General features: G+C 65.3%; 20 protein-coding genes. 9 read left to right on the top strand and 11 right to left on the bottom strand.

Features of this window, described 5'->3' with window-relative positions; all coding sequences use genetic code 11:
• The first annotated feature begins 6 nt into the window (after positions 1-6).
• Complete coding sequence (locus ACIBG0_RS01365; protein WP_397028173.1) at positions 7-999, top strand: LLM class flavin-dependent oxidoreductase; 993 nt, start codon at positions 7-9, stop codon at positions 997-999.
• Between the two features lie 41 nt (positions 1,000-1,040).
• Here ACIBG0_RS01365 and ACIBG0_RS01360 read toward each other — a convergent pair whose 3' ends face one another.
• Positions 1,041-2,555: an MFS transporter gene (locus ACIBG0_RS01360; RefSeq protein ID WP_397028172.1), complete on the bottom strand. Its 1,515-nt coding sequence runs from the start codon at positions 2,553-2,555 to the stop codon at positions 1,041-1,043.
• A gap of 295 nt (positions 2,556-2,850) precedes the next feature.
• Between ACIBG0_RS01360 and ACIBG0_RS01355 the strand changes: the two genes are divergently transcribed.
• The gene (locus ACIBG0_RS01355; protein WP_397028170.1) at positions 2,851-4,329 is read left to right on the top strand and encodes an aldehyde dehydrogenase family protein; all 1,479 of its coding nucleotides are present in this window, start codon (positions 2,851-2,853) and stop codon (positions 4,327-4,329) included.
• 79 nt (positions 4,330-4,408) lie between these two features.
• Positions 4,409-5,569 carry a 3-hydroxy-9,10-secoandrosta-1,3,5(10)-triene-9,17-dione monooxygenase oxygenase subunit gene (gene hsaA / locus ACIBG0_RS01350; RefSeq protein ID WP_397028169.1) on the top strand — a complete coding sequence of 387 codons (1,161 nt, stop codon included), beginning with the start codon at positions 4,409-4,411 and terminating at the stop codon, positions 5,567-5,569.
• A gap of 18 nt (positions 5,570-5,587) precedes the next feature.
• Here the strand turns inward: hsaA and ACIBG0_RS01345 are convergent, their stop codons facing one another.
• From ACIBG0_RS01345 to ACIBG0_RS01320, 6 genes are all read right to left on the bottom strand, one after another.
• Positions 5,588-6,127: a flavin reductase family protein gene (locus ACIBG0_RS01345; protein ID WP_397028167.1), complete on the bottom strand. Its 540-nt coding sequence runs from the start codon at positions 6,125-6,127 to the stop codon at positions 5,588-5,590.
• Between the two features lie 128 nt (positions 6,128-6,255).
• Positions 6,256-7,158: an IclR family transcriptional regulator gene (locus ACIBG0_RS01340; protein ID WP_397028165.1), complete on the bottom strand. Its 903-nt coding sequence runs from the start codon at positions 7,156-7,158 to the stop codon at positions 6,256-6,258.
• A gap of 80 nt (positions 7,159-7,238) precedes the next feature.
• Positions 7,239-8,066, bottom strand: coding sequence for an NAD(P)-dependent oxidoreductase (locus ACIBG0_RS01335; protein WP_397028164.1), 828 nt, complete (start codon positions 8,064-8,066; stop codon positions 7,239-7,241).
• Complete coding sequence (locus ACIBG0_RS01330; protein ID WP_397028163.1) at positions 8,063-9,550, bottom strand: class I adenylate-forming enzyme family protein; 1,488 nt, start codon at positions 9,548-9,550, stop codon at positions 8,063-8,065. The genes ACIBG0_RS01335 and ACIBG0_RS01330 overlap by 4 nt, the downstream gene beginning before the upstream one ends.
• A gap of 37 nt (positions 9,551-9,587) precedes the next feature.
• Positions 9,588-10,781 carry a cytochrome P450 gene (locus ACIBG0_RS01325; protein WP_397028162.1) on the bottom strand — a complete coding sequence of 398 codons (1,194 nt, stop codon included), beginning with the start codon at positions 10,779-10,781 and terminating at the stop codon, positions 9,588-9,590.
• Positions 10,782-10,798: 17 nt separating this feature from the next.
• Entirely contained in the window at positions 10,799-10,984 is a 186-nt protein-coding gene (locus tag ACIBG0_RS01320; RefSeq protein ID WP_397028160.1) for a hypothetical protein, read from the bottom strand.
• Between the two features lie 363 nt (positions 10,985-11,347).
• Here ACIBG0_RS01320 and ACIBG0_RS01315 point away from each other — a divergent pair, with 363 nt between their 5' ends.
• The 4 genes from ACIBG0_RS01315 to ACIBG0_RS01300 all read left to right on the top strand — a co-directional run bounded on the left by ACIBG0_RS01315 (position 11,348) and on the right by ACIBG0_RS01300 (position 14,799).
• Positions 11,348-12,958: an FAD-dependent oxidoreductase gene (locus ACIBG0_RS01315; RefSeq protein WP_397028158.1), complete on the top strand. Its 1,611-nt coding sequence runs from the start codon at positions 11,348-11,350 to the stop codon at positions 12,956-12,958.
• Positions 12,959-12,987: 29 nt separating this feature from the next.
• Positions 12,988-13,353 carry a hypothetical protein gene (locus ACIBG0_RS01310; protein ID WP_397028157.1) on the top strand — a complete coding sequence of 122 codons (366 nt, stop codon included), beginning with the start codon at positions 12,988-12,990 and terminating at the stop codon, positions 13,351-13,353.
• Positions 13,354-13,717: 364 nt separating this feature from the next.
• Positions 13,718-14,236 carry a helix-turn-helix domain-containing protein gene (locus ACIBG0_RS01305; protein ID WP_397028155.1) on the top strand — a complete coding sequence of 173 codons (519 nt, stop codon included), beginning with the start codon at positions 13,718-13,720 and terminating at the stop codon, positions 14,234-14,236.
• Entirely contained in the window at positions 14,236-14,799 is a 564-nt protein-coding gene (locus ACIBG0_RS01300) for a DUF6036 family nucleotidyltransferase (RefSeq protein ID WP_397028153.1), read from the top strand. Before ACIBG0_RS01305 ends, ACIBG0_RS01300 begins: the two co-directional genes overlap by 1 nt.
• A gap of 375 nt (positions 14,800-15,174) precedes the next feature.
• Here the strand turns inward: ACIBG0_RS01300 and ACIBG0_RS01295 are convergent, their stop codons facing one another.
• Positions 15,175-16,386, bottom strand: coding sequence for a helix-turn-helix domain-containing protein (locus tag ACIBG0_RS01295; protein WP_397028151.1), 1,212 nt, complete (start codon positions 16,384-16,386; stop codon positions 15,175-15,177).
• Between the two features lie 204 nt (positions 16,387-16,590).
• On the opposite strand from ACIBG0_RS01295, the gene ACIBG0_RS01290 reads away from it, so the two are divergent.
• Both ACIBG0_RS01290 and ACIBG0_RS01285 read left to right on the top strand, forming a co-directional pair.
• A complete protein-coding gene (locus tag ACIBG0_RS01290) occupies positions 16,591-16,884 on the top strand; it encodes a hypothetical protein (RefSeq protein WP_397028149.1) in 294 nt (97 codons plus the stop codon).
• 85 nt (positions 16,885-16,969) lie between these two features.
• Positions 16,970-17,191 (top strand): hypothetical protein, encoded by a 222-nt coding sequence (locus ACIBG0_RS01285; RefSeq protein WP_397028147.1) that lies wholly within the window; start codon positions 16,970-16,972, stop codon positions 17,189-17,191.
• A gap of 201 nt (positions 17,192-17,392) precedes the next feature.
• On the opposite strand, the gene ACIBG0_RS01280 is transcribed toward ACIBG0_RS01285, so the two are convergent.
• From ACIBG0_RS01280 to ACIBG0_RS01270, 3 genes are all read right to left on the bottom strand, one after another.
• Positions 17,393-18,211, bottom strand: coding sequence for an alpha/beta hydrolase (locus tag ACIBG0_RS01280; RefSeq protein ID WP_397028145.1), 819 nt, complete (start codon positions 18,209-18,211; stop codon positions 17,393-17,395).
• A gap of 620 nt (positions 18,212-18,831) precedes the next feature.
• Positions 18,832-20,013, bottom strand: coding sequence for a helix-turn-helix domain-containing protein (locus ACIBG0_RS01275; RefSeq protein WP_397028143.1), 1,182 nt, complete (start codon positions 20,011-20,013; stop codon positions 18,832-18,834).
• A 171-nt stretch (positions 20,014-20,184) separates the two neighbouring features.
• Positions 20,185-20,496 (bottom strand): hypothetical protein, encoded by a 312-nt coding sequence (locus tag ACIBG0_RS01270; protein WP_397028142.1) that lies wholly within the window; start codon positions 20,494-20,496, stop codon positions 20,185-20,187.

Here is a 20,496-nt window from a genome sequence, read left to right as displayed (position 1 = left end):
AATTCGATGAAGTTCGGCATGCCGTGGCCCGGCCGCGACGTCGGGAGGGAGGCCGAGCAGGCCGGTGTGCAGGCCTTCTGCACCGGGGACTTCGTCGACCACGACGCCTACCTGACCGTGGCCGAGATCGTCGCCGATACCGAACGCGCACTGGTCGGCCCGGCCATCGCCTACGCCTTCGCGCGTACCCCGTACGCGCACGCCACCGCCCTGCGTCAACTGCACCGCCAGGCGCCCGGCCGATTGTTCCTCGGCCTCGGCACCGCCGCCTTCCGGATCAACCGCGACTGGTTCGGCGTCCCCGCCGATCGTCCCGTGGACCGGATCGCCGAGGCCATCGATGTGGTGCGCGCCTGGCTGCATGCGGAAAACGGCGAAAAGATCCAGTACTCCGGGGAGTTCTACTCGATCGACGCCGATGTCCGGGCTCCGGTGCTCGGCCGTCTCGATATCCCGGTGCTGCTCGCCGGATTCAACAGCCGGATGGCCGCCACCGCGGGCCGAGTCGGCGACGGTGTGATCGGCCACGGCCTGTTCACCCGCACCTGGTGGAACGACATCGTGCGCCCTGCGGTCGACCGCGGCGCGGCAGATAGTGGTCGGAGCCCACTCGAACACGGTTGGATCATCACCGCCATCGATGACCACGCACCGGAACGCGCCGTCGCCGACGCGAAGCGGATGATCGCCTTCTACCTCACGGTGAAGACCTACGACCCCTACGTCGCCCATCACGGTTGGGAAAGCCAAGTCGCACAACTGCGTTCGGCATTCCGGGCGGGCGATGCCGACGGTATGGTCAAGGCGGTTACCGACGAAATGCTCGCCGAGATCGCGCTCTGCGGGACGACCGCCGACGCCCGTGCGGCCCTCGCGCGCCGCGCCGACGCACTGCCCCGCGATGTCGGCTACTTCGCCCCGCCGTCGTATCTGGTGAGTCCCAAACGTCGTGCGGCATATGCTCATTCCAGCCTCGCCCTGATCGGCACCACACCCTGAGAAAGGGCGGCCGCGTTCGCACGCGGCCGCCCTCGACTCGATCAGTGTGCCAATGCCGGAGCCTGGGCATCCTGCGCGACAGGTGCCGGAAGTTGCTCGATCTTACGGGGCAGCAGCACGGCGAGCAGCGCGCCGATGGCGCAGGCCACCGCGCCGATCAGGAACGCGACCTGGAATCCCTTATCCGTGTAAAGCACCGCGCCATGGGTCATTTCGAGCGGGATCGGTGCGATATACGAATTGTTCAACACGGTGAACGCCACCACCGGCAAGACCGCAGCGATGACACTCTGCGCGGCACCCGCGACACTCGCCGTACTGGCTTGCAACTGCGGCGGAACCGCCTCGATCAAGAGATTCGGAACCGATGCGTAGCCCAGCCCCATACCGGTGCCCGCCATACCCGCGAACACGAGCAGCAGCGCCTTGTCGTCATGCTTTGCCGCGATGAGCACGAACGCGAGCGCGAACAGCAGCAGGCCGGCGATCATCAGCAACCGCGGCCGAACATTGCGGCCGACCAGAATGCCGACCATCACACCGCCGACCACGACCATGCCGCCGATGGGTGCCTGGAAGACCGCGAATCCTTTTGCGCTGACACCGAATCCGTAGCCCAGTCCGACGGCGGCGGGCGTCATCACCATCATCGGCAGCAGAATCGTGATGAGCGCACTGCAGCCGTAGCACATGCCAGAGCCGATGGAGATCAGCAGGACCGGCCGCCTGCGCACCACATCCAGATCGAGCAGCGGGTCGCGCACGATTCCGGCCGACACCAACCAGGCCACCACCAAGAGGGCGCCGCCGACGAGGTACGCGAGCGTCGAGCCGTTCGTCCAGCCCCAGCTGGGACCGAAGCTGACCGCGACGAGTATGCCCGCGATACCGAACCCGAGCAGCAGCGCACCGGCGAAGTCGATCCGCGACCGCACCCGCACGGTGGATTCGCCGGTGGTGAGCGAGATCAGGGTGCCGAAGACCGCGAGCCCGATCACGAACAGCCAGAAGATGCTGCGGAAACCGTAGTCGTCGAGCAGCCAGCCGGTGATGAACGGAGCCGGTATCGCGATGAGCCCCAAGCCACTGGTGGTAACGCTGACCGCGAGCGCGACCGTCTTCTTCGGGAACACATCCCGGATCAGCGAGTAGGCCAGGAAGACACACGGCGTGAGCACCCCCATCAACGCCCGGCCGGCGATCAGCATCGCGTAGCTGGTCGCGACCGCGGAGACCAGTGAGCCGAGCACCGAGACGGCGACGCAGGCCAGCAGGATCTTCCGCTTGCCGTACATATCGGCCAGCTTGCCGAGCAACGGACCCGTCACAGCCCCGACCAGCAGGAATGCCGTCAGCAGCCAGGCACCCTGAGTCGTCTGGAAGTGCACGGAGATTTCCGGCACCGCCATAGACACCATCATGTAGCTGAGGGTCAGTATCTCGAGCGTCAGCACGATCGAGGCCAGAGAGAGCACCAGCCGCGGCGTCCATGACTGTGCGACATCGGGCGTCCGTGTGACATCGGGCGATTCGTCGAATTGCATTGTAGGGCTCATAGAACGAGTCCTTTCGGGGGCTGCCACGGAGCTCTCGTTTCCGACTCGCACCGAGCAATCGAGCCGTGGCTTTCGTTTGGTGATCGCGTTCGCCCTGCTCGGAGTGGGGCGAAGACGTACGCGACAGCACACCCCTGTGCGGCGGGTCACACAATCGCACTTTCCACTCAGCGGCAATTGGACAATCGACTCAGCCAGTTCGGCTATTCAGTACACTTTTAAGGCGCGTGCGGGCGGCACCGCAGGTGAGCCTGCCCAGAAGTCCGACGCAGATCCGGCAATCAGGAGACCGAACATGACCACGGCGTACTCGTTCTCGACGCAGCTCTACATCGACGGGCACCGCACCGACGGCGAATCGGATGAGCTCATCAGTGTGCGCAATCCCGCGACGGAGGACACGATCGCCTACGTCCCGCAGGCCTCGATCCCGGATGTGCGTCGCGCGATCACGGCCGCGCGCAAGGCATTCGACGAGGGGCCATGGCCGCGGATGAAGCCCGCCGAGCGGGCCGCGGTGCTGCTGCGCATGGCCGAGGAAATGGAGCGCCGCCTGCCCGAGCTCGTCGACGTCAATATCGCCGAGGCGGGTTCGGTCCGCTCGTTGGCCGAAACCCTGCAGACTCGGGTGCCGGTTGCCCATCTGCGCGATATGGCCGAACGCGTCATGCCGACCTTCGCGTGGGAGCGCCCGATGGAACCCACGATCGCGCCGGGCATCGGCATCTCCCAGGGGCAGATCCGGCGCGAGGGCTTCGGGGTCTGTGCGCTGATCGCGGCCTACAACTTCCCGTTCTTCCTCAGCATGATGAAGGTGATCCCTGCGCTTGCCGCCGGATGCACCGCCGTGCTGAAGCCCGCGCCGACCACCCCGCTGGAATCCCTGCTGATCGGTGACTTCGCCGATGCCGCCGGTCTGCCACCTGGCGTGCTGAATATCGTGACCGGCGATATCGACGCGGGTCGGGAGCTGACCACCAATCCGATGGTGGACCTGGTCAGCTTCACCGGATCGGACACCGTCGGACGGATGGTCTACACGCAGGCCGCGAGCTCGATCAAGAAGGTTGTGCTCGAGCTCGGCGGCAAGTCCGCCAATATCGTCCGCGCCGATGCCGACCTCGACGGTGCGGTCCGGTCCGCACTCATGGGCATTACGGTGCACGCGGGCCAGGGTTGCTCGATTCTGACCCGCACGATCGTGCACGAATCCGTCCATGACGAACTGGTGGCTCGGCTGCGCGTCGCGCTCGCCGGTGTCCGGGTCGGCGATCCGGCCCACGAATCCACCACGATGGGTCCGTTGATCACCGCGGCGCAGCGCGAGAAGGTCGAAAAGCTGATCCGTGTCGGCGAGGAGGAGGGTGCGCGGATCGTCGCCGGTGGCGGACGCCCGACTGGTCTCGACAAGGGCTACTTCGTAGAGCCGACCCTCTTCGTCGATGTCGACAATTCGATGACGATCGCCCAGACCGAGTTCTTCGGTCCGGTGGGCGTAGTGATTCCGTTCCGCACCGACGACGAGGCGGTCCGCATCGCGAACGACAGCCCCTACGGTCTGGCCGGGGCCGTCTGGAGCGCCGACACCAAGGCCGCCTATGAGATCGCCACGCGCGTCCGCGCGGGCGCTGTAGCGATCAACGGCGGCAGCGCGGGGGTCAATCCGCGCTCGCCGTTCGGTGGATACAAGCAGAGCGGAATCGGCAGGGAGTGGGGCGAATTCGGCCTCGACGAATTCCTGCAGAGCAAGGCGATCAGCTGGGCCGCCCGCTGATCGGCCGGGCAGTGTCGGCGCCTGTTACGCTCCGCCGTGGAGCCACTGGCGTAGGGGGCGCGGACATGAGAGAACCGGCATGAACGCAGACGTAGCCGCAGCGGTCGGCGAACTGTTGCCAACGCTCGCCGAACGGGCGGCGCTGGTCGACGAGACCGGTGAGATTCCGGCCGAGACGATGACCGATCTGATCGGTACCGGCATCTTCCGACTGCTGCGCCCGAAAGCCCAGGGCGGGCTGGAGGCCGATCCGCTGGACTTCTACGACGCGGTGCGCATGGTCGCCACCGCATGCGGTTCGACCGGGTGGGTGACGTCGGTACTCGGCCTGACCCCTTGGCATGTGGCACTTTTCGACGAGCGCGCCCAACGTGATGTGTGGTCGGACGATCCGGACGCATTGATCTGCTCGTCGTACGCGCCGGTCGGCAGATTCGTTCCGGTCGCGGGAGGTTACGAAGTCTCGGGCCAGTGGCGATTCGCCAGCGGATGTGCGCACTCGTCGTGGGCGCTGCTCGGCGGCACCATCGTGGCCGAGAATGGCCAGCCGGTGGATATGGTCAGCGGGCTGGTGCCCTGCATCGACTATCGGATGTCGAAGGTGTGGGATGCGGCCGGACTGCGCGGCGCGGGCAGCGACGATCTGTACGCCGAGCGGATTTTCGTTCCGGAACACCGGGTAACGCGGTTCTACGACATCGCACGGCTGGAGAGCCCGGGACATAGGGCGAATCCCGGCCCCCTCTACCGGATGCCATACGGAACCATGTACACCTACGCGAACAGCTCCCCCATGGTCGGCATGGCACAGGGCTGCCTCGATGTCTTTCTGAGCCGGATGCGCGACAGTAACCGGCTCAGTTTCGGTGGCGGCAGTATCACCGCGGATCAGCCGACCGCGGCCGCACGGGCCAGCGCGGAAATCGACGCGGCCATTCTGCAGATGAGCCGGAGCCTCCGCGATTTGTACGCGTGCGTTTGTGCACGACAGGAGATTCCGCTGGAGCTGCGGTTGCGCGCGCGTCGTGATCAGGCATGTGGCGCCGAACGCGCATTGACCTCGATCGATCTGGTGTTCGCGGCGACCGGTGGGATGCTGCTGCGCCGTCGCAATCCGATCGAGCGCGCCTGGCGTGACGCACATATCGCGGGCATTCACGCATCCAATGATGTCGGCACGGCGTTGACGCTCTACGGGCGCGGGACATTCGGATTGCCGGTCGACGACATGTTGGTGTGAGTCCGAATCCGGACCCGGTCACCACCAGCCGACGAGACGATCCATCAGCAGCGTCGCACTGGCGAGATAGTCGCCGTACCCGCCGCGGAAGAAGAGCAGCGGTGTTCGCACCGACTCGATATTCAGATCGCTGACCCGGCCGACGACCAGATAGTGGTCACCGATTTCGACCACGTTTTCGAGCTTGCAGTCGACCCATGCCACGATGCCGTCCAGCACCGGATTGCCCAGCGGTGACGGTGTCCAGACCACGCCCTCGAAACGGTCCGATCCGCGAGCCGACAATCGGCGTGACGTCGGCTCCTGGTTGCCCGCGAGCGCGTTGGCGCAGAAGCCGCCCGCCTCCTGGATCATCGCCAGCGTCGACGAGGATCGGTTCACCAGAATAGACACCAATGGCGGCTCTAGCGAAACCGAGGTGAAGGTGCCGACGATCAACCCGTGCGGACGACCGTCGGATGCCGTGGTGGTAATCGCGACAACACTCGTCGGAAAATGTCCCAGCACGTCGCGGAAGCGCCTGGCGCCCATCGACACCGGATCCGGAAGCGGACTCATAGGGGTCCTCACCTCTCTTGCGGAAGGATCGAGCCGACGGCCCACTCCGAACGCAAGTTTGGTCAGGAAACCGGGTGGACCTGGGGCTCTTTCCGCTCAGCGGAAAGCGGTCCGGATAGGCGGGGGCCTCAGAACCACTCGCCGCGTTCGCCGAGCGCGACGATTCGTCCGACGGTCTCGGTGAGTGCCGGGAGCTGCGGCTCATCCCGCACCACGACTGATTCGAAGCGCGCCGAATGTTTGCGCGCGGTGTCGCCCATCAACTTTTCCGATATCGCGTGCGCGGTATTGGCGACCAGCGGTGCCAGCCGCTCGAGCGGTGCTCGCACATCGCCGACGAGCGAAATCCCGCCGACCGGCCCCTTGGGACCGCGCACGGCCGCACCGACACAGGCGATGTGCTGGAAGCATTCGCCGCGCTCGAAAGCCAGACCGCGACGCGCACGAATGCGAATCAACTCCTGGTGCAGGACCTCGAGATCACCGATGCTGTGCGTGGTCCGCTTGACCAGGACATCGCGGTACAGATCGTCGATCTGTTCCGGCGACAGCCACGCCAGCATGCTCTTTCCGACGGCCGTGCAGTGCGCGGGGACCCTGCCGCCGACGACGGAGGGCACCTGGACGGCGGCCTTGCCGCCGAACTTGTCCAGGTAGTACGCCTCGGCGCCGTCCAGCACGGCCAAGTGCACCACCATGTCGGTGCGCACCGACAGGTTGTGCAGGAGTGGGAACGCGGCGGTGCGCAATGCACCGTGTCCCTCTTCCCGGCCACCGAACCCGAGCGCCCGTTGACCGAGGCCGTAGTCACGACCATTGCGCTCGAGCCATCGCAGCCGAACCAGCTGTTCCAGGATGCGATGGGTCGTCGAGCGCGGGAGATTGGTGCGTCCGGCAACATCCTCGAGCGAGAGCCGAATCTGCGGGCCACCGAACGAATCCATGATCAGTGTCATCCGCTCCACCATCGACGGTGGCGCCTCGTGCCGTTCGGAGGTGGCGACCGCATTGTCATTCACCACTGAGGCCATTGGCCAGCCTCCTTCTTGGAGCTCGAACCTCAGGCGCGAGTGTAGCGAAAGACGGCCGCTTTAAGGTGGCTATATCGGAATTAAGTTTCCTCTTTAGCGGCGATATCGCCGATATCGATCGGTCCGCCGCAGGCCACGGCGAGCAGGCCCGAGAAATCGACGCCTGAATCGGTCAACGCGGCTGCACAGGCGGCGACGTCCTTGTGCAGAAAAGGTGCCACCGCGGCGGCGAAGGATTCGGATCCGCCACGGTCGGCGATATAGCGTCCGGCAGTGGTACCGCCGCTGCTGATCGCGAGCGCCTCGAGCATTACACCCTCGTCTATCCCGGCACCACGGCCCAAGGTCAGGCCTTGCAGTGTCAGTTGCGAGACCGCGGCGAACAGCAGATTATTGATCAACTTCACCCGCAGTGCCGACCCCCGCCCACCTGTTTCGATGACCGTTCCCGCATAGCACTCGACGACCCGTCGCGCGATCGCGACGTTTTCCGGCGTGCCACCGAGGAAGACCACCAGCTCACCCGCGCGCACCGCCTCCGGTGTGCCACTGAACGTCGCGTCCACGAGCGCGGCCCGGCCGGACGGCGCGAACTGGTCCAGACTGTCCAGCACCTCCGGCGTCCCTGTGGTGTGCGACAGCAGTACCGTGCCCTCCCCCATCGCGCCGACGACCTTGGGCAGCAGCGTGGATATCTGCTCGTCGCCGAACAGGCAGCTGACGACGACATCCGCGGCCGCGATATCCCGGGCCCGATCGACGGGCTCCGCTCCGAGTGCCGCCAGCCGGTCCCGTACCTCCGCGCGCCGCGCGTACAGCCGGACCCGCTGCCCCGCCGCCAGTAATCGCTCCACCATCGCCGCGCCGATCCGGCCGGCGCCGATGAATCCGATCGTCAGTGCCGTCATGATCGGCTCCTTCGCTCCCGGACGATGTCGAGCAGTTCCATCCTGCTCACCTTGCTCGATGGCGTGCGTGGTAGCTGGTCCAATACCACCACGTGCACCGGTACCTCGTACGGCAGCAGGTGAGCGCGACAGAGTTCGACGAGTTCGTCGCTGTCGGGAGGTATGCGTCCGGGTTCGGTTTCGATCGCGGCCACGGGTACGTGTCCGAGGCGGGCGTCGGGCAGTCCGGCCACCGCGGCCTCGCGCACCGCCGCATGTGTCTCCAGAACTCGCTTGACCGTCTCGGGCTGGACTTTGAAGCCGCCGCGGATGATGGCGTCGTCCGCACGACCGACGATCCAGAGGAAGCCGTCGACATCGATCCGCGCCAGATCGCTGGTCTGGACCCACTTGCCCGCGCCCGCCGCGGTCTGCGCGGTGCGGACCTCGAGCCGCCCGGTCGTCCAACCGCCGAGTTCGGCGCCGTCCTCGCCGGTCACCCGCAACTCGACGCCCGGGAAAGCGCGACCGGCGCTGCCCGCCTTCAGGTCCCACCACTGTTCGTGCAGCGCCAGCGTCCAACCCGCCACCGCGCCCGCGAATTCGGTGGCACCGTAGGTCATCAGCACCGGGATGCCGTAGGTGCGAAAGAACGAGTCCGCCCACTCTTTCGGGCATGGCGCTGTCCCGGAGGTGACGACCTGTAGGCTCGCCAGCCGCGCCCGCGACACTCCGGAATCGAGCACCGCCCGTAATGCCGCGGGCACCAGACTCACGGCCCGCAACCGATGCCGCTCCACGGCGCTGACCCAGGGTTCAAGGACGAACTTGGGCATGAGAATCATCCGCCGACCGGTGGCCAGGCACGCCAGTGCCCGCCACAGGCCGCCGATGTGCACCAGCGGCGCGTTCACGAGTACCGCGGAGGTGGAAAGCAATCGGTCGTCCCTGACCGTCTGCCCGCCGGAAGTCAGTGCCTGATCCAACTGCTCGGTCCGCAGATGCACGCGCTTCGGCACGCCGGTCGTCCCCGAGGTGAGCATTTCCACCACGGTCCCCGGATTCGTCACGGCGGACGCGCGGATCGTGCCGCTCACGCGTCGCACCGAACCGTCGTCCCGCAGTTCCAGGGCGAAACCGGCCGTCGTCGCGGCATCGAGTACGCCGTCGCGGGCCAGCAGCACCGATCCGCACACAACCGCGGGCAGGTCACAGGCAATGATGTCGGCGGCCAGCCGCGGCGCCGGTTGCAGCGGAGCGAGGAGTACGACGCATCGACCGGTCGCGATCAGCGCGGCGACAACCGCGACATGTTCCGGCCGGTTCTCCAGGACCACACCGACTCGGGATCCCGCGCCCAAACCGGCGGATTCCAGTGCATCCACGACCGAGCGCGCGGTGGTCTGGATCCGACCCCAGGTCCACCAGGTCTGCTCGTGCTCGATCGCTTCGGCATCGACGGGAGCCTCGGCGAGCAGTCGGGTCAGCCGGTCACGAATTCCCACGTGGTAATGCCTTTCGTATCGGGTGCCGGGCCGTGGTTCACCATTCGAGGCGCAAAGACATCAGGCCATACATGTTTCCGGTCTGCTCGAGCTGCTGTCCGGGCGCGATCCGGTATTCCGGTATCCGCTTGTGCCACTCCTCCATCGCCACATTCAGCTCCAGTCGAGCCAGGTGCGAACCCAAGCAGCGGTGCGGTCCCGAACCGAAGGCGATGTGGTTGTTCGTGGCGCGCCGCAGATCCACCTCGAGCGGATTGTCGAACCGCTCGGCATCCCGGTTGCTGACCGCGAGCGGCAGCATCACCATGTCGCCGGACTTCACCGGACAGCCGCCGATCTCGGTATCCCGTGTCGCCTTTCGTGCCGGAATGACGAACGAATAGACACGGAGGACTTCCTCGACGCCATTGGCGATCAGCGACGGGTCGGCCACGATGGCCGCGCGATCCTCATGATGCGCGGCGAAGTGGTACATGGCCCAGCCGATGGCGATGGGGACCGTATCGAAACCGGCCTGGAACATCAGAATGCAGAACGCGTGCATATCGGCGTCGCTGAGTAGCTCGCCATCGATGCGCCAGCTCATCATGCGCGACAGCAGATCATCGCGCGGGGCGTCGCGACGCAGCGCGATCTGCTCTTCGAAATAGGCCGACGCAGCGGTCATCGCGGCAAGTTGGCGACGGTGGTCGGGATCCTCGGCGTGCGGCAGGTGCAGCATCTCATGGACCCATTCCAGGAATTGGTCCAGATCCTGCTCGGGCAGGCCCATAAGCCGCATGAAGATCAGGGTCGGGAACCGGCGCGCGAACTCGTCGAGAACGTCCGCGGCCCCCTTCGGCAGCAGCCGGTCGATCATATCCGCCGCGATCTTGCGGATCTCCGGCTCGCGGGCGGCGACCCACTTGGGCCCGAACTCGCTGCCCAGCAGCCGCCGCCACTTGGTGTGCAGCGGCGGATCAAGCATCTCCGGAATCCACAGGAACTTCGGATTCGGTTCGAGCACCGTCACCGAGGTGCTGGAGAAGGTCCGCCAGTCCTGTAGCGCCTCCTGGATCGCCTGGCCGTCCGTAATGACCCAATATCCCTGTGCGACAGTGCTTCTGAATGCGGAGTGGGTGCCGGCGAGTCGGTCCCACCGCTCGTGATGGCTCAGCAGCGGGCCCGATAGTCGGTTGTCGAAGTAGTAGGCGGGCACACCCTCGTGGGCGCCTCGGGACTCGAGCGTCATGATGTTCCTCTCGTTGGTCACAATCCGGCCGACGGCGTGGTCGACAGGAACGCGCCGCCCGGACCGACATCGAGGGCCTCGCCGTACCACGTCTGCCCCCACTGCAATTCAGGGATCGAACGCCACAGATCCGGCGTCCCCAGGTTCAGGCCACCGGCGTGGGCAATCTGCGGGCCGGGATCGTAGTCGTGCGAACCAGCCATGCGAGCTCTCCTTCGAGTCGGAATGTCCTGCTGGCTGGCAAGTTTGAGCGGGAAACCGGGCAGCGCACGCCGGACTTTCCGAACACTGGGACGCGCTGGCTCCCGACGAGCCACCGTGGACTGCTCCCCCACCGCGACCGGCGCCATCCCGCTCAGCGGAATCCCGCACTCGACCCGACATCGCAGGTCGCACACTCATCCGACATCCGACTTCCCGTGAACCAGGTCACCCCAACGGCCATATCGCGTCGCGACCGGCTGCGGCAGATCAGCGAAACACCGCGGTGCACGAAGGGCTCGGCGGCGTCAGCCTGCGTCGCCACGCAAGGGACCGGAGCGCCTCGATTCGACAAGGAGAACGCAATGCCCGCTGACGAGGAAACCTACGACGTCGTGGTCGTGGGGTCCGGAGGAGGTGGCCTGATCGCCGCCTATACGGCCGCCGCGCGCGGGCTGCGCACACTGCTGCTGGAAAAGTCCTCGCTGATCGGCGGTACCACCGCGTATTCCGGTGCGGGACTGTGGTTTCCGGGCAGCGCCCCGATCGCGCGCGCGGGTATCGAGGATGACCCCGAGGCCGCCCGCACCTACCTGCGCGACGTTGTCGCCGACAACTCGCGCGAACCGCTGCAGGATGCCTATCTGCGGACCGCGCCCCAGCTGATCGACGACCTCGAGCAGAACCCGCTGTTCGGGTCCTTCACCTACCAGCCCGTGCCCGAATACTTCTTCGGGCGTCCAGGATCCACCGCCACCGGGCGAACCATATTCCCGCAGGAAATCTCGGTAGCCGAACTCGAGGAACTCGCCCCGCTCATCCGTCGCTCCGTCCCGGAAGAACGCTGGGGTATCGACGAAGGGCCGGTGCTCGTCGGCGGTCGCGCGCTGATCGGCCGGGCGCTGAAAGCCTTCCTGGCAACGGGCAACGGCTCCTACCTGCTCGAGACCGCCATGACCGACCTCGTTGTCGAGGACGGCCGGGTCACCGGTGTGGTGGCGGTCACCGGTGGCGAGCGCCGCACATTCCGCGCCACCCGCGGCGTGATCCTGGCGGCGGGCGGCTTCGAACACAACCGTGAGATGCGCGAGCAGTATTCGCCCGTGCCGCTCACCGGAGAATGGTCCCACGGCGCGCCGGGCAATACCGGTGACGCGATCCTGGCCGGTCGCGCGATCGGCGCGGCCACCGACCTGCTCGATGAGGCCTGGTACGTCCCAGGGGTTGTACAGCCCGACGGTCGGCCCGTCTTCCATACCGGCACCCGCGGCGGAATCTGGGTCAATGCCGAGGGCGAGCGCTTCATGAACGAGACGCAGCCCTACGATCGCGCCGGGCACGAAATGGCCCGGCTGCAACGCGAAACCGGCGTTACACACAGCACCGCGTACTGGGTATTCGACCACCGACAGCTCGACCGCGACGGCTTCGGCGGCGATCCGGAGCAGCCGGTGCGTCCGGAGTGGTTCGCGTCCGGCGCCCTGCGCCGCGCCGACACCCTCGAAGAATTGGCCGACCTGATCGGCGTGCCGCCGGAGAAATTGCGCAAGTCGATCGAGGAGTACAACGGCTATTCGACGTCCGGTGTCGACGAACGTTTCCATCGCGGCGAGGCGCCGTGGGACCAGATGTTCCAGTACATCGTCGGTTACCCGGCCGATCCCCGGCAGAACTACGTCGTGCCACTGGCGACCGACCTCCCCAACCCACTGCTCATCCCCGTCGACACCCCGCCCTACTACGCGGCCACCGTCGTGCTGTCCGATATCGGAACCAAGGGCGGTCTGGTAACCGACGAGCACGCCCGCGTACTCCGCTCGGACGCCACGCCGATCGAAGGTCTCTACGCGACCGGCAACACCATGGCGGCGATGTCGGGCGGCGCGTACCCGGGCGCAGGAACACCGATCGGTTCGAGCCTCGTTTTCGCGTATCTGGCCGCACTCGACCTCGCCGGTAATACCCAATTGCCCTGAGCCACAGCGCATTGCGATAGGAGTCGGAAATGGCATCAGTACCCGCACCCGTGCAGGCGACCTTGTCGGGAAGGTCGTTCCTCTCGGCCACTCTCGACAGCGTGCATCGTTGCCCGGCCCGATCCGACTATATCGACCTGCGTTTTTCGACCTCGGCGGGATTCTGGCAGTGGTGTTTCCCCGAGCCGCCGGGACGTCGGCGCGTCGATCAGAGGGGGGTCGTACCGCTCGCGCTGACGTTCGGGCGGTACGGCGCACAGGCGCATGTCATTCGAGACGACGAGCTCGGGCCCGCACTGCCCAGTTCCGCGGCGCTGCCGCTGATTCTCGGCGATGCCTACATCCTGGTCGAACGCCGACTGATAACCACCGACACGGGTGCGGCAACAGCCTGACATCCCGCGCACCACGCCGCATCCGACTCGTCCGGGCGCACAGACAAGCATGGATCCGCCGGAGCACACCAGATTGCGCATGCTGCTCGCGAAGGCGTTCACGAGTCGGCGGTCGAGCGGTTGCGCCCGCGCGCAGCAAATCGTCGACCAGTGGTTGGACGCGATCGAACGGTCCTGGCCGCCAGCGAATCTCGTGCACCACCTTGCGCTACCGCTGCCCCTCACGGTGCTCGGCGTACCGGCGGTGCGATCTCGTTATGGCGCACAGCTAACACCCTCCTCCACATCCAGCAGATGTCTGTCACGGTTAGTGCCGTTGCGAAGGAGGAGTGCTAACTATAGCGCGGTACGCTATAGTTTGCCTATGTCCAGTCAGAGCGATGTGCTGCGCGAGGTGATGCACAGAACGGGCACCACCCAGACCGAGCTAGCGCGGCTGAGTGGTGTCCGCCAATCCAGTATCAGCCAGATGTTGTCCGACAAACTGAATCTGAGCGATGAGCAACTCGAGAGGCTGTTGTCCTGCATGGGCTATCGCCTCGAAGTCGTGCGACGTCCCGTCGTCCCGGAATTGACCCGCTCTGAGCGTCGGTCATGGCAATTGCACAGTCGGCTCTCGACACACTTGACGCGGGCGAGCCTCCAGTCATGGCGGCCGCGTATCGAACGCAATTTGGAGCGACTGCGTGACGGAGTTACCGGCCAGCCGCATGAGCGCAACCTCGATCGCTGGGAGTCGCTGATCAAGCGCGGTGACGTGCCAGGGATCCACCGCGTCCTCACCGGTCTCGATCGCGACTCGATCGAGATGCGCGAAGTCTCCCCGTTGAGTGGTCTGCTCTCGCAACATGAGCGCGCCGATGTGCTGGGCCTCGCCGGCTGATGCGGCGCGACCAGTTGGAGCATGCCATCCGGACGGCGTGCCAGATCATCGGCCGGCCCGAGGTGATCGTGGTTGGATCCCAATCGATCCTCGGCACCTTCGACGAGGCCCAGCTTCCCGCGGATGCCACGATGTCGTTGGAAATCGATATCCTTCCGATCGCTAGCGACAACGCCGAGACTGCGCGACTAGCGGACCTCATCGAGGGCGTGGCCGGAGAGTTCTCGCCGTTCGAGGATCTGCATGGTTTCAGCATTGACGGCGTCGATATGACGACATCCGCACTCCCAGATGGGTGGCGAAACCGATTGGTCAAGGTGCAGAACGCCAATACGGCCGCGCCGTCTGGCGAACCGCAGTTCACCGGATGGTGCCTCGACAAGGAAGATCTGTGTGTTGCGAAGCTGTGCGCCTTCCGCGAGAAGGACCAGAATTTCGTAGCCGCGCTACTGGGAGCTGGGCTCGTCGCCCCAGGCTTGATCGCCGAACGCCTACCGGCCGTCCCGGATAGCCACAAGCCCGCGGCCGACCGCGCACTCGGGTGGATCGGATCCTGGTTGTAGGAAATTGCCATTCGACTGTCGCGGCAGCGGTGGTGTTGCAGTTGCCTGCGGCTGGACGCGATCGAGCGGGCTGGGCCGCCAGCAGATCTCGTGCACCAATTCGCGCTGTTTCCGGAAGTCCGCAACGTCAGGCATCGCGGCGTGAGATTTCAGTCGTTGGCGCAGGTCACCCAGGTATGCGTAGCTGCGTCGCGACGACGGACCGGCTGCGATATCGAGTGCCTGGTGGCCGATGCGTACGGCTTCCAGCGGATCCTCGCTCGCGCCACGCTGGCCGGTCGGACGATTCCGCCTTGGCGAATGTGCGCTCGGCCGCGGTAATGGATGCGATGCACATCGATTCGTCCAGGCGTGCAGCGTGGCCGTGGGCCTGCCTCACACGGGCACAACGCCGACCCGCTGCGCCAGCCGACCGAGATCACCGGTCGTGAGATCGCGCCGCACGGTGCGCATCATGTGCCCGACGAGCTCCCGCACTGGAGACATAGTGCGGACATGCTGGGGCGCAGCGTGTTCGGCCCGCAGCAGGGCGTACAGCGAATCCCGGTAGTTCTTCTGCATGGCGTGCGCCTTGCCGATCTCTACGAAGTATTGAGCGCGCCGCCCCTCGTTCGGCAGATCAACAGGGGAAAGGCTCGGCGCGAGGGCGAGTACCTGACCGGGCTCGCGGCGTTCCATCGCGGCCGACATGCGCCACAGCTGGACGTTCGCCGGGCCGAAGGACTCGTTGCGCGCCTCAGACGTGTTCGGTTTGGCCTCGGGGAGCCTGCGCGCTTGCTCGGCTGCCTCGACGAGGTGCGGTTCGGGGTCGCCGCCCATCGTGGCGGCGACGATCGAACCTTGTAGGTGCAGCATCCCGAACGTCTCGATCTCGCCCACCGTGCGCACCTCGGCCGCGATCTTCTCGGCCGTATCGATGGTGGTCGCCAGTGCGGCAGGCAGCGCGCCAGGTCGCGACAGGAGTATCTGCCCCCGGATAAACGCGGCAGCGGCAATCGGCGCAGCCGCACCGACGTGCCTCGCAGCGCGTTCGGCTTCCTGCGCAGCAATCCAGGCAAGAGCGTGGTAGCCACGTGCCCGCAGCGCCGACGCGACGCCGTAGGCCACAGTCCCGAGCACGTCCCAAGCTCGTTCGGCCTCGGTCTCGCGTACGTGGCGGTAGGCGTCGGTCAGCATCGGCGCGAGCATCGGTCCGAGCGTCGTGTAATCGCAGTCGTGGCGGAGCTTGGTTGCCGTGCGCGTGAGCACTGCCAGTTCCTTCAGGCTGCGCGGCGGGCGGGTGTCTGTCACGTTGCCCCGTGCCCACAGCACCGTTTCCAGTTCCGGCACTGCCGCATGGAAACCGGCCGTCGACGGGTCGAGCCGGTCTTGCTCGTGACCGGTCAGGTCGCCGATGGTGACCCCCAGCGCGGAGGCCAGGGCCAGCAGCGTACGGCGGGAGTCGATCGGCCGTAGTCCTGCCTCGTACTTCGCGATCACGGATCGGCTGATCCCGACCCGGTCGGCAAGCACCTGTTGCGTGATACCCCTCCGGGCGCGAATCTGGCGCACCCGCTGGCCGATGTAGGTACCCGGTTCGTCGGTCATGTGCGCTCCCTGCGCTTTCCCTGTCGCGTGTCCACGCTTCATCAAGGCACATGATACGTGCGTTGTCCCTGTTTACCTCGTTTGTTCCATCACGGAACAGAGTTCGGTGCCTGCGTTGCAAAGCTCCAGTGCAAGCCCCGCCGCCGGGTGTCGGTTGCCTCGGCGGTGGGTGTACACCAACCGGACAGCGGAAGGCGCAGGGGAATGGAAGCGCTCGCGTGGTTAGACCCGACATCACCGACGTCGGAATGGGACGAGGCCCAGATCCGCCGTCTGGCACGGCGATTGGGCTACGTGCTGCACTGGGCCGACGCGTGCTCGGTGCTCGGTCTGGTCGAACAGGCTGCCGGGCTAGGCGTCGACGTCGTGCTGTTGCCGTCCTCGGCGCACCTGGACGCGCAAACACTGAATCGACTGATGGGGTTTGCCGACGTCGAATGCGCTTGCCCGCGTGAGTCTTTCGCTCGCTGGACAGCGCTCGGCGGGGTGCACCGATGATCGCGCTCGGGTGGGCCGTCGTGCGTTGGGTGCCCAACTCGCCCATAAACCGTGGAGGAGGTGATGCGCCCCAGAGGCGCGCTTCATGACAGCACATTCCACATCACCTCGCCCCGACGAGGACGACGTTCATCTGTCGGTCCACTTGCACGATGTGCGAATGGATTTCGCTGCCTGTCTGACAGCGGCATTGCTGTTCGTGAAGGACTGGCGCATATACCACTATCACGACGCCGTAGCCATCATCCCAGGCGACACCGACGGCCTACCCCGCCTCCCGAATGAACGCCTGTACCTCGAGCCGTGAACGCCATCGGGCCTTCATCAGCGCCTCAGCGCTCCTGCACGAGATCATTCCTACGGTGGCGCATATAATGGTCTGTGCCGAAATCGACTGGGCGGGCAATGGATCCGGCCGCGTCTGTCGAGTCGGGGTAGTGCGCACGCTCGCCCCTTGGAACCACCGGCCGAATGTGCGGCAGCTCCGTGAAGTCTTGATGCCGTCGCACTAGGCCGTGAGCCAGTCCGCCGCGATGCGGATCACTTCGGCCTGGAACTCCTGGCTTTTCGGGTTGAGGTACTGCGGATCGTCATGGACGGCGAACCCGTGTTGTGATCCCTCGATTTCGACCAGCTCAACGGGTGCGGTGAATTGGGCGACGGCAGCACGGGAACCGTCGATCGGGACCAAGGTGTCTGCGTTGCCATGGACGATCAGAGTCGATGCCTTGATCTCGCCGAGGACTTCATTCGGCTTCAGCCAGAACACCTCATTGAGCAGCGGCCGACCATGCCGCAGGGTCGGCGTGAACTGGATCGCTCCGGTTTCGTTGAGTTCTTCGGCCTTCTCGTCGCTGATGACATCGTTCGTCCAGTAGTCGCGAGTGTCGATGGTGCGCTTCTTGTAGTCGAACTGAGGATTCAGCAACACCAACCGAGACAGATCATCTGGGCGTTTGGCAGCGTAGTAGCCACAAATGCCGCCCCCGAAGCTGGCACCGAGCAGCGACAGGTCACTGGCACCCGTGGCGTCCTGCACAGCGGCGACGCTGACGCGGATGTCGTTGAGGATGGCGGAGAGGGTCAGTTCCTCTTGGCGGCCCTCGCTGTCGCCGTGGCCGCGAAGGTCAAACCGCAGCGACGCGATACCAGCATCGGCAAGGCCGGTCGCCAGACGGGTGAAGAAGCCGCCCTCCTCACGGGTTACGCCACCACCATGCACCAGCACGACGGCGTGCGTCGTGGGTTGACTGGGAGTGACGAGGGTGGCTGCCAGGTACAGGCCGTCGAGAGTACGTATGCGGGTGATGGTGCTCGTCGGAACCACGGAGCCAGTCAACCAGAGCAGGCACACCGCTGCCAGACGATGATCACGATGCGAGAACCGCTTCCTCGGCCGGCGCGCAGGGCTACCCTTCCTGTCCAGGCATTGCGCACCGGGCGGAGCTTCGCAGACCGGGCACTCGTAGTTCTCCCTGGCGGGGTCGTCTACAACGACAGCAGCGTCGTCATATAACCGGGTACCCCCGTGGGTCCACGAACCAGGGGACGAACTTCGTGGCACCGTAAGTGACCGACTTGAAGCCATAAGCCACCGTTCCAGCTCCGCGACTGCGCCGTACTTCCGTGCTGCTTCGGCCGGGCTCAGACGCTCGCTACCTGGCCGGGCCAATCCACTCATGCCCGATGACAGGCTCGCCGACCCGCGCCCAGGCGATAGGCTCACCATAATAAAAGTCATCGAGAACTCCGCCGCTCATGGCCTCATCCTGCCTCGTACGGCCGAACAGCGCGATGGCACAAGGAAACCCGAGTGTCGTAAGGGGCGCATTCGGATCGCCGACAAGCCCGTGTCGTACTCGATCCCAAACATTGGTAAAGGATGCCACGGCGCCACATGCCGCGATACCAGATATGTGAGCGGCCGTCTCGCTCGCCGTGATCGCTCTATTCGTCTTCTTCCTTGTCGAGGCGGCGGAGGCGGCGATGGATGTCCTCGATTCTGGCCGGAACGTTGGAGTCGCCCCGGCGTACTGGAACTTGGAACAGTGCCGAGCTCATCCGGCCCTCGTTCTGGGTAGCACCGCGGACGATGAATGGAAGGCAATCAGGGCGCTGCGCAGGGATCAGTATCGCGAAGACCTCGCCTAGAGTTGCCGGAGTGCGGCACATCTTGATGCCGGCGATCTCGGGGTAAACGAGGGCCTCGATTGCCTTCATATACCGGTCCTTGGCACCAACATCAATCGCACACCCGTTGACCTCGGCGAGTGTGTCGCGGCCGTGGAGATCCTTCACTGTTCTGGCTCCTATAACGATGATCCCGCCCTTGGTCGAGTTCGCGAACGCCGCGATATCTCCGGCGATCACAACGCGAGCCCGGTCGTTCTTCGGGTAGTGGCCGTCTTTCGCGTCCAACGTCTCCGACTCGACTGTGCCCAGCAGAAATTGGATCTCACCGGATTCGATCGCCGCGAAGGCGTTCGTCGGTGTGGCGGATAGAGGCTCGTTCATGACGATGTCGCGTAGATGCGACACCATGAAGGCCATGTCACGGACAGTGGCATCTGGCGGCGGTAGCACGGTCAGCTCGCACAGACCGCCGTCCCTGGTGTCGTTGTAGAAACTCGTCTCGACACAGGTCATGCCTCGGGCGGCCAGGAGCGGCTCGGTCATAGAGCGAATGATCTTGTCTGTGAAATCAGATTTTCGTGGCAACACCACGTCAATCGTGAAGTCGACACGATCTCCACGCCGGTCCATCGAAAGCATGTCTTCGGGATAGGGATAGTTCGCTGCCCACGCCGACCGGAAAACGCCCACCGCGCTGGGAAGGTAACTGATCGATATCGCCGCTGTCGGATGGGCGATGTCGTCAACACTTTTTGCCGCGTGTCCGAGTGCCTCGGACAGTTCACCAGCGGTGATGTGCTGAAATTCTTCTAATTTCCCCCGCGTGGCGGCGAGGGGGTCGTAGGCGGCCAGGACGTGATCGTTCGGATCGAGAAAGGCGTGCCTGGCGCTATCCCATCGAATCTTTGCGCTGTTCGTCATCAGGAAGGGAGTCGATCCTTCGTGTGGCAGCAGGTGAATCAACCACCCTAGCTCCAGGCTTTTGCCGATCATCACTCAAGGCCGTCCGGCGGATACCGACGGGCTTGGTCCGGATCTCAGGACCCTCCACCACCACAGGGTTCGGGTTGTGGAGCGTTAGGCCCGGTAGCATATCGTGCCGACCAACCGCACCGGTGGAAGCAATCTTGCCCGCCGACTCACCGAAGTACCGGGCGGTGCTGACGGTCAGTCCGATGCCGGGAGCGGCTTGGCTGCCTTGAGCTCCAGCGCCTCGCCATCGATGGCGGGAATTCCGGGACCTGGCTTGGTGCAAAGTAATTCGACTGTTGCGTCGGCGTTGGTGTAGCGCTTGCCTATTGCGGTGCCGACGTTGGAGGTTGCCGGGGCGGCGGCAGCGTCCTTTTCCACTGCGGAGAGCACTGCGGGGGCGCCGCCGATGGTGAGTTCGATCGGGTCAGCGGGGACTTTGACGACGATCAGTTCTGTCGAATCGACGGCGCTGTAGACGCGTGTGCCGGGCTTCAGGGATAGTGCCAT

The organism is Nocardia sp. NPDC050630 (assembly GCF_044457245.1).
Taxonomy (GTDB): domain Bacteria; phylum Actinomycetota; class Actinomycetes; order Mycobacteriales; family Mycobacteriaceae; genus Nocardia.
Note: the sequence above shows the minus strand (reverse complement) of the source record. Positions and strands in the feature narration are given on the sequence as shown.

Excerpts from the sequence above, each read along its gene's own strand:
- ACIBG0_RS01365 (WP_397028173.1), top strand. The coding sequence starts at position 7 with ATGAAGTTCGGCATGCCGTGGCCCGGCCGCGACGTCGGGAGGGAGGCC.
- ACIBG0_RS01360 (WP_397028172.1), bottom strand. The coding sequence starts at position 2,555 with ATGAGCCCTACAATGCAATTCGACGAATCGCCCGATGTCACACGGACG.
- ACIBG0_RS01355 (WP_397028170.1), top strand. The coding sequence starts at position 2,851 with ATGACCACGGCGTACTCGTTCTCGACGCAGCTCTACATCGACGGGCAC.
- hsaA (WP_397028169.1), top strand. The coding sequence starts at position 4,409 with ATGAACGCAGACGTAGCCGCAGCGGTCGGCGAACTGTTGCCAACGCTC.
- ACIBG0_RS01345 (WP_397028167.1), bottom strand. The coding sequence starts at position 6,127 with ATGAGTCCGCTTCCGGATCCGGTGTCGATGGGCGCCAGGCGCTTCCGC.
- ACIBG0_RS01340 (WP_397028165.1), bottom strand. The coding sequence starts at position 7,158 with ATGGCCTCAGTGGTGAATGACAATGCGGTCGCCACCTCCGAACGGCAC.
- ACIBG0_RS01335 (WP_397028164.1), bottom strand. The coding sequence starts at position 8,066 with ATGACGGCACTGACGATCGGATTCATCGGCGCCGGCCGGATCGGCGCG.
- ACIBG0_RS01325 (WP_397028162.1), bottom strand. The coding sequence starts at position 10,781 with ATGACGCTCGAGTCCCGAGGCGCCCACGAGGGTGTGCCCGCCTACTAC.
- ACIBG0_RS01320 (WP_397028160.1), bottom strand. The coding sequence starts at position 10,984 with ATGGCTGGTTCGCACGACTACGATCCCGGCCCGCAGATTGCCCACGCC.
- ACIBG0_RS01315 (WP_397028158.1), top strand. The coding sequence starts at position 11,348 with ATGCCCGCTGACGAGGAAACCTACGACGTCGTGGTCGTGGGGTCCGGA.
- ACIBG0_RS01310 (WP_397028157.1), top strand. The coding sequence starts at position 12,988 with ATGGCATCAGTACCCGCACCCGTGCAGGCGACCTTGTCGGGAAGGTCG.
- ACIBG0_RS01305 (WP_397028155.1), top strand. The coding sequence starts at position 13,718 with ATGTCCAGTCAGAGCGATGTGCTGCGCGAGGTGATGCACAGAACGGGC.
- ACIBG0_RS01300 (WP_397028153.1), top strand. The coding sequence starts at position 14,236 with ATGCGGCGCGACCAGTTGGAGCATGCCATCCGGACGGCGTGCCAGATC.
- ACIBG0_RS01295 (WP_397028151.1), bottom strand. The coding sequence starts at position 16,386 with ATGACCGACGAACCGGGTACCTACATCGGCCAGCGGGTGCGCCAGATT.
- ACIBG0_RS01290 (WP_397028149.1), top strand. The coding sequence starts at position 16,591 with ATGGAAGCGCTCGCGTGGTTAGACCCGACATCACCGACGTCGGAATGG.
- ACIBG0_RS01285 (WP_397028147.1), top strand. The coding sequence starts at position 16,970 with ATGACAGCACATTCCACATCACCTCGCCCCGACGAGGACGACGTTCAT.
- ACIBG0_RS01270 (WP_397028142.1), bottom strand. The coding sequence starts at position 20,496 with ATGGCACTATCCCTGAAGCCCGGCACACGCGTCTACAGCGCCGTCGAT.